The organism is Phenylobacterium sp. (assembly GCF_031360265.1).
Taxonomy (GTDB): Bacteria; Pseudomonadota; Alphaproteobacteria; order Caulobacterales; family Caulobacteraceae; genus Phenylobacterium.
In genome coordinates this window covers 1-4932 of record NZ_JANMBF010000110.1, presented here as the reverse complement: position 1 = coordinate 4932, position 4932 = coordinate 1, and the positions used below count along the sequence as shown (strand labels likewise).

7 protein-coding genes and 1 pseudogene are annotated in these 4932 nt (G+C 66.5%); all 8 read left to right on the top strand.

The genetic code is table 11. The features are described 5' to 3' along the window. Positions 1-101 (top strand): NADH-quinone oxidoreductase subunit A (gene ndhC / locus RMN86_RS10260; protein WP_309605748.1); only part of this gene is annotated, 101 nt, incomplete at its 5' end. A gap of 54 nt (positions 102-155) precedes the next feature. Further along, positions 156-455, top strand: a pseudogene (gene nuoB, locus RMN86_RS10255) (NADH-quinone oxidoreductase subunit NuoB); the annotation flags it as partial. Next, positions 452-1105: an NADH-quinone oxidoreductase subunit C gene (locus RMN86_RS10250; protein ID WP_309605746.1), complete on the top strand. Its 654-nt coding sequence runs from the start codon at positions 452-454 to the stop codon at positions 1103-1105. The pseudogene nuoB and the gene RMN86_RS10250, both read left to right, overlap by 4 nt. Beyond that, complete coding sequence (locus RMN86_RS10245) at positions 1102-2340, top strand: NADH-quinone oxidoreductase subunit D (protein ID WP_309605745.1); 1239 nt, start codon at positions 1102-1104, stop codon at positions 2338-2340. The genes RMN86_RS10250 and RMN86_RS10245 overlap by 4 nt, the downstream gene beginning before the upstream one ends. Then, the gene (gene nuoE / locus RMN86_RS10240; RefSeq protein ID WP_309605744.1) at positions 2337-2999 is read left to right on the top strand and encodes an NADH-quinone oxidoreductase subunit NuoE; all 663 of its coding nucleotides are present in this window, start codon (positions 2337-2339) and stop codon (positions 2997-2999) included. The genes RMN86_RS10245 and nuoE overlap by 4 nt, the downstream gene beginning before the upstream one ends. After that, a complete protein-coding gene (locus tag RMN86_RS10235) occupies positions 2996-3223 on the top strand; it encodes a hypothetical protein (protein WP_309605743.1) in 228 nt (75 codons plus the stop codon). The genes nuoE and RMN86_RS10235 overlap by 4 nt, the downstream gene beginning before the upstream one ends. Positions 3224-3225: 2 nt before the next feature. Beyond that, a complete protein-coding gene (gene nuoF / locus RMN86_RS10230; protein WP_309605742.1) occupies positions 3226-4542 on the top strand; it encodes an NADH-quinone oxidoreductase subunit NuoF in 1317 nt (438 codons plus the stop codon). A gap of 4 nt (positions 4543-4546) precedes the next feature. Beyond that, the coding region (locus tag RMN86_RS10225) for a 2Fe-2S iron-sulfur cluster-binding protein (protein WP_309605741.1) at positions 4547-4932 on the top strand (386 nt) is incomplete at its 3' end.

The following is a 4932-nucleotide window of genomic DNA, read 5'->3' as shown; positions in this document are numbered from 1 at the left end:
AAATCGGCGCCTTTGGTTTCTGGTCGATGATGGTGTTCCTCGCCGTCCTCACCATCGGCTTCATCTACGAATGGAAAAAGGGTGCGCTCGAATGGGATTGATCCTTTCGCCAGAGTACACGTTTGATCGCGCCAAGGAGAGCGGTAGCCCGCTCGCGCGCATCGCCGCGCCAGACCGACGTGATGATCGTCGCCGGCACGCTGACCAACAAAATGGCGCCGGCCTTGCGCAAGGTCTACGACCAGATGCCCGAGCCGCGCTACGTGATCTCCATGGGCTCCTGCGCCAACGGCGGCGGCTACTACTATTTCAGCTATTCCACGGTGCGCGGCTGCGACCGGATCGTGCCGGTGGATGTCTACGTCCCCGGCTGCCCGCCGACCGCCGAGGCGTTGGTCTATGGCGTCCTGCAGCTGCAGAAGAAGATCCGCCGCACCGGGACCATCATCCGATGAGCTGGCCGCAACCGCAGCCGATCCTGGAGAAGCTGGGCCGGGCGATCGTCAAGAGCTCCAAGGGCGCGATCACCGGCTATGAGGTGATGTACGGCGAGGTGAACCTCACCGGCCCCACCGGCCGCATCGTCGAGGCCATGGCCCATCTGCGCGACCATCCGGATTTCCGCTTCAGCCAGCTGATCGACCTCTGCGGCGCGGACTATCCGGAACGCGGCCAACGCTTCGACGTGGTCTACCACCTCTTGTCGATGGCCAAGAACCTGCGGGTGCGGATGAAGGTTCAGACCGACGAGGACACCGCCGTGGCGTCGGTCACCAGCGTCTTCCCCTGCGCCGACTGGTACGAGCGCGAAGCCTTCGACATGTACGGCATCTTCTTCGAGGGCCATCCGGACCTGCGCCGGATCCTTACCGACTACGGCTTCCACGGGCTTCCCCTGCGCAAGGATTTCCCGATGACCGGCTATGTCGAGGTCCGCTACGACGACGAGCTGAAGCGGGTGGTCTATGAGCCGGTGAAGTCGGTGGAATGGCGCAACTGGGACTTCCTGTCGCCCTGGGAGGGGATGGAACCCGGCTACGCGCCGCTGATCCCCGGCGATGAGAAGGCCGCGCTGCCACCGCCGATTGCCGGGCCAAAGCCATGACCGGCGACGCGAGCCCCGCCACGGCCACGGATTTCTTCGCCCCCGCGGTTGCGGGTGAGACAAAGGTCCGCAAGTTCAACATCAACTTCGGCCCGCAACACCCGGCCGCCCACGGGGTGTTACGCATGGTTCTGGAGCTGGACGGCGAGGTGGTCGAGCGCGTCGATCCGCACATCGGCCTGTTGCACCGGGGCACCGAGAAGCTGATCGAGGCCCGGCCCTACGCCCAGACGATCCCCTATTTCGACCGCCTCGACTATGTGGCGCCGATGAACCAGGAGCACGCCTATGTGCTGGCGCTGGAACGGCTGATGGGCGTCGAGGTCCCCATCCGGGGCCAGCTGATCCGGGTGCTCTATTGCGAGATCGGCCGCATCCTGAACCACATCCTCAACGTCACCACCCAGGCGATGGATGTCGGCGCGCTGACCCCGCCGCTGTGGGGCTTCGAGCAGCGCGAAAAGCTGATGGTGTTCTATGAGCGGGCTTCGGGCGCGCGGATGCACGCCAACTATTTCCGCGTCGGCGGCGTTCGCCAGGACCTGCCGGAAGACCTGGTCCGCGACATCGCCGACTGGTGCAAGGCCGTGCCCAAGGTGTTCGACGACATCGAGACCCTGATCACCGGCAACCGCATCTTCAAGCAGCGCAACGTCGACATCGGCAAGGTGACCAAGGACGAGGCGCTGGCCTGGGGCTTCTCAGGCGTCATGGTCCGCGGCTCCGGCATCGCCTGGGACCTGCGGCGCACCCAGCCTTACGAGTGCTATTCGGACCTGGAGTTCGACATTCCGCTGGGCGTCAACGGCGACTGCTACGACCGCTACCTCTGCCGGATGGAAGAGATGCGCCAGTCGGTGAAGATCATGGCCCAGTGCTGCGAGCGGCTGATGAAGACCCCGGGGCCGTCGATCTCCGAGGACAACAAGGTGGCGCCCCCCAAGCGCGGCGAGATGAAGCGTTCGATGGAGGCGCTGATCCATCACTTCAAGCTGTTCACCGAGGGCTATCGCACCCCGCCCGGCGAGGTCTATGCCGCCGTCGAGGCGCCCAAGGGCGAGTTCGGCGTCTATCTGGTCAGCGACGGGACCAACAAGCCCTATCGCTGCAAGATCCGCGCGCCGAGCTATCCGTTCCTGCAGGCCATGGACTGGATGAGCCGCGGCCACATGCTGGCCGACGTCTCCGCCATCCTGGGCTCGCTGGATATCGTCTTCGGGGAGATCGACCGTTGAGCGTCCGCAGGCTTAGCCAGACCCAGCCCGCGAGCTTCGCCTTCGCGCCCAAGACGCTGGAGGACGCGCGCGCCTGGATGGCCAACTTCCCGGCCGGGCGGCAGCAGTCGGCCGTGATCGCCATCCTGTGGCTGGTGCAGAAGCAGGAGGGCTGGGTCTGCGAGCCGGCCATCCGCGCGGTGGCCGAACTGCTCGGCATGCCGGTGATCCGGGTGCTGGAGATCGCCACCTTCTATACGATGTTCATGCTGGAGCCGGTTGGCACGCACGCGCTGGTGCAGGTGTGCGGCACCACGCCCTGCCAGACCCGTGGGGCAGAAGCACTCCTTGCCGTGTGCAAGCGCCGGTTCGGGCCGTCCAACCACCTTTCGGCCGACGGCAAGGTCTTCTGGCAGGAAGTCGAGTGCATGGGCGCCTGCGCCAACGCGCCGATGGCCGCGATCAACGACTATTACTACGAGGACCTGACGCCGGAGAGCTTCGAGACGCTGCTGGACGCCTTCGCCGCCGGCAAGACGCCCAAGCCCGGCTCGGCCATCGGCCGCCAGGGCTCGGCGCCGCAGGGCGGGCCCATCGCGCTCACCGACCCCGCCCTCTATGACGGCTCGCTGGCCAGGGCGATCAAGATCCCGAACCTGCCCGTGAAGGCGCAGGCATGAGCCTCGACCTCGCCGCCGCCAAGCGTCGCCGCACGGTGATGATGATCGTCAATGTGCTGTCGGCGCTGACCGCCATCGCCGCCATCGTGGCCTATTTCAGGTTCGCGCAAGGCTGGGCGCTGATCGCCTTTGTCGCGGCCCTGCTGGTGGGCTTTGGCGGCCAGATCTGGTTCATCGCCGGCCTTCGCGGCGCTGGCGCCGCAAACCCGAAAAAGGAAGCCTAGGCGTGGTGGGTATCCTGGCCGACAAGGACCGCATCTTCCTCAACCTCTATGGCGTCCATGACTGGGGCCTGGAGGGCGCGAAGCTGCGCGGCTGCTGGAACGGCACGCGCGACGTGGTCGCCCAGACACCGGAGTGGATCTGCGATCAGCTGAAGGCGTCGGGCCTGCGCGGCCGGGGCGGGGCGGGGTTCCCCACCGGGCTGAAGTGGACCTTCATGCCCAAGCAGGAGAGCGAGCGCCCGCACTATCTGCTGGTCAACGCCGACGAAAGCGAGCCGGGCGCCTGCAAGGACCGCGACATCCTGCGCAACGACCCGCACCTGCTGATCGAGGGTTGCCTGATCGCGTGCAAGGCCATGCGGGCGCACACGGCCTACATCTATATCCGCGGCGAATATGTGCACGAGCGAGAGCGCCTGCTGGCGGCGATCAAACAAGCCTATGACGCCAAGCTGATCGGGCCGGGCAACGTCCACGGCTGGGACTGCGACGTGCGCGTCACCCATGGCGGCGGCGCCTATATCTGCGGCGACGAGACGGCGCTGATGGAAAGCTTCGAGGGCAAGAAGGGCCAGCCGCGCCTGAAGCCCCCGTTCCCGGCGGGCGCCGGCATCTATGGCTGCCCGACCACGGTCAACAACGTCGAGACCATCGCGGTGGTCGGCACGGTCTTCCGCCGGGGCGCGGAATGGTTCGCCGGCTTCGGGACCGAGAAATCGACGGGCACCAAGCTGTTCGCCGGCTCCGGCCATCTGAACAAGCCCTGCGTGGTCGAGGAAGCCGTCGGCATCTCAGTCAAGCAGCTGATCGAAGACCATATGGGCGGCGTGCGCGGCGGCTGGTCGAACCTGAAGGCGGTGATCCCTGGCGGCATTTCGGTCCGCATGATCCCCGCCGACCAGTGCGAAGAGGCAGTCATGACCTACGAGGACCTGGCCGCCCGGGGCTCGGGCCTGGGCACCGGCACGATGATCGTCTTCGACAAGGACGCCGACCTGGTGAAGGCCATCGCGCGCGCCAGCTACTTCTACAAGCACGAGAGCTGCGGGCAGTGCACGCCGTGCCGCGAGGGCACCGGCTGGATGTGGCGGGTGATGGAGCGGATGGTCACCGGCGAGGCCGAGATGAGCGAGATCGACCTGCTGCTCGACGTCGCCAGTCAGGTCGAGGGCCACACCATCTGCGGCCTGGGCGACGCCGCCGCCTGGCCGATCCAGGGCCTGTTCCGCCACTTCCGCCACGAGGTGGAAGACCGCATCACCCGCTACCGCGCTGGCAAGCCCCACGTGCAGGGTCATTCCCTGCAGGCGGCGGAGTAGGCCCATGCCAATAGCCAAGGTCGACGGCGTCGAGATCGAGTTCGAGCCTGGCATGAGCGTGCTGCAGGTGGCGGAGCTCGCGGGCAAGGAGATCCCACGGTTCTGCTATCACGAGCGGCTCTCCATCGCCGGCAACTGCCGTATGTGCCTGGTCGAGGTGAAGCCCGGCCCGCCCAAGCCGCAGGCCTCCTGCGCGCTGCCGGCCGCCGAGAACATGGAGATCTTCACCGACACGCCGATGGTCAGGAAGGCCCGCCACGGGGTGATGGAGTTCCTGCTGATCAACCACCCCCTGGACTGCCCGATCTGCGACCAGGGCGGGGAATGCGATCTGCAGGACCAGGCCATGGGCTATGGCCGCGACGACAGCCGCTATGCCGACAACAAGCG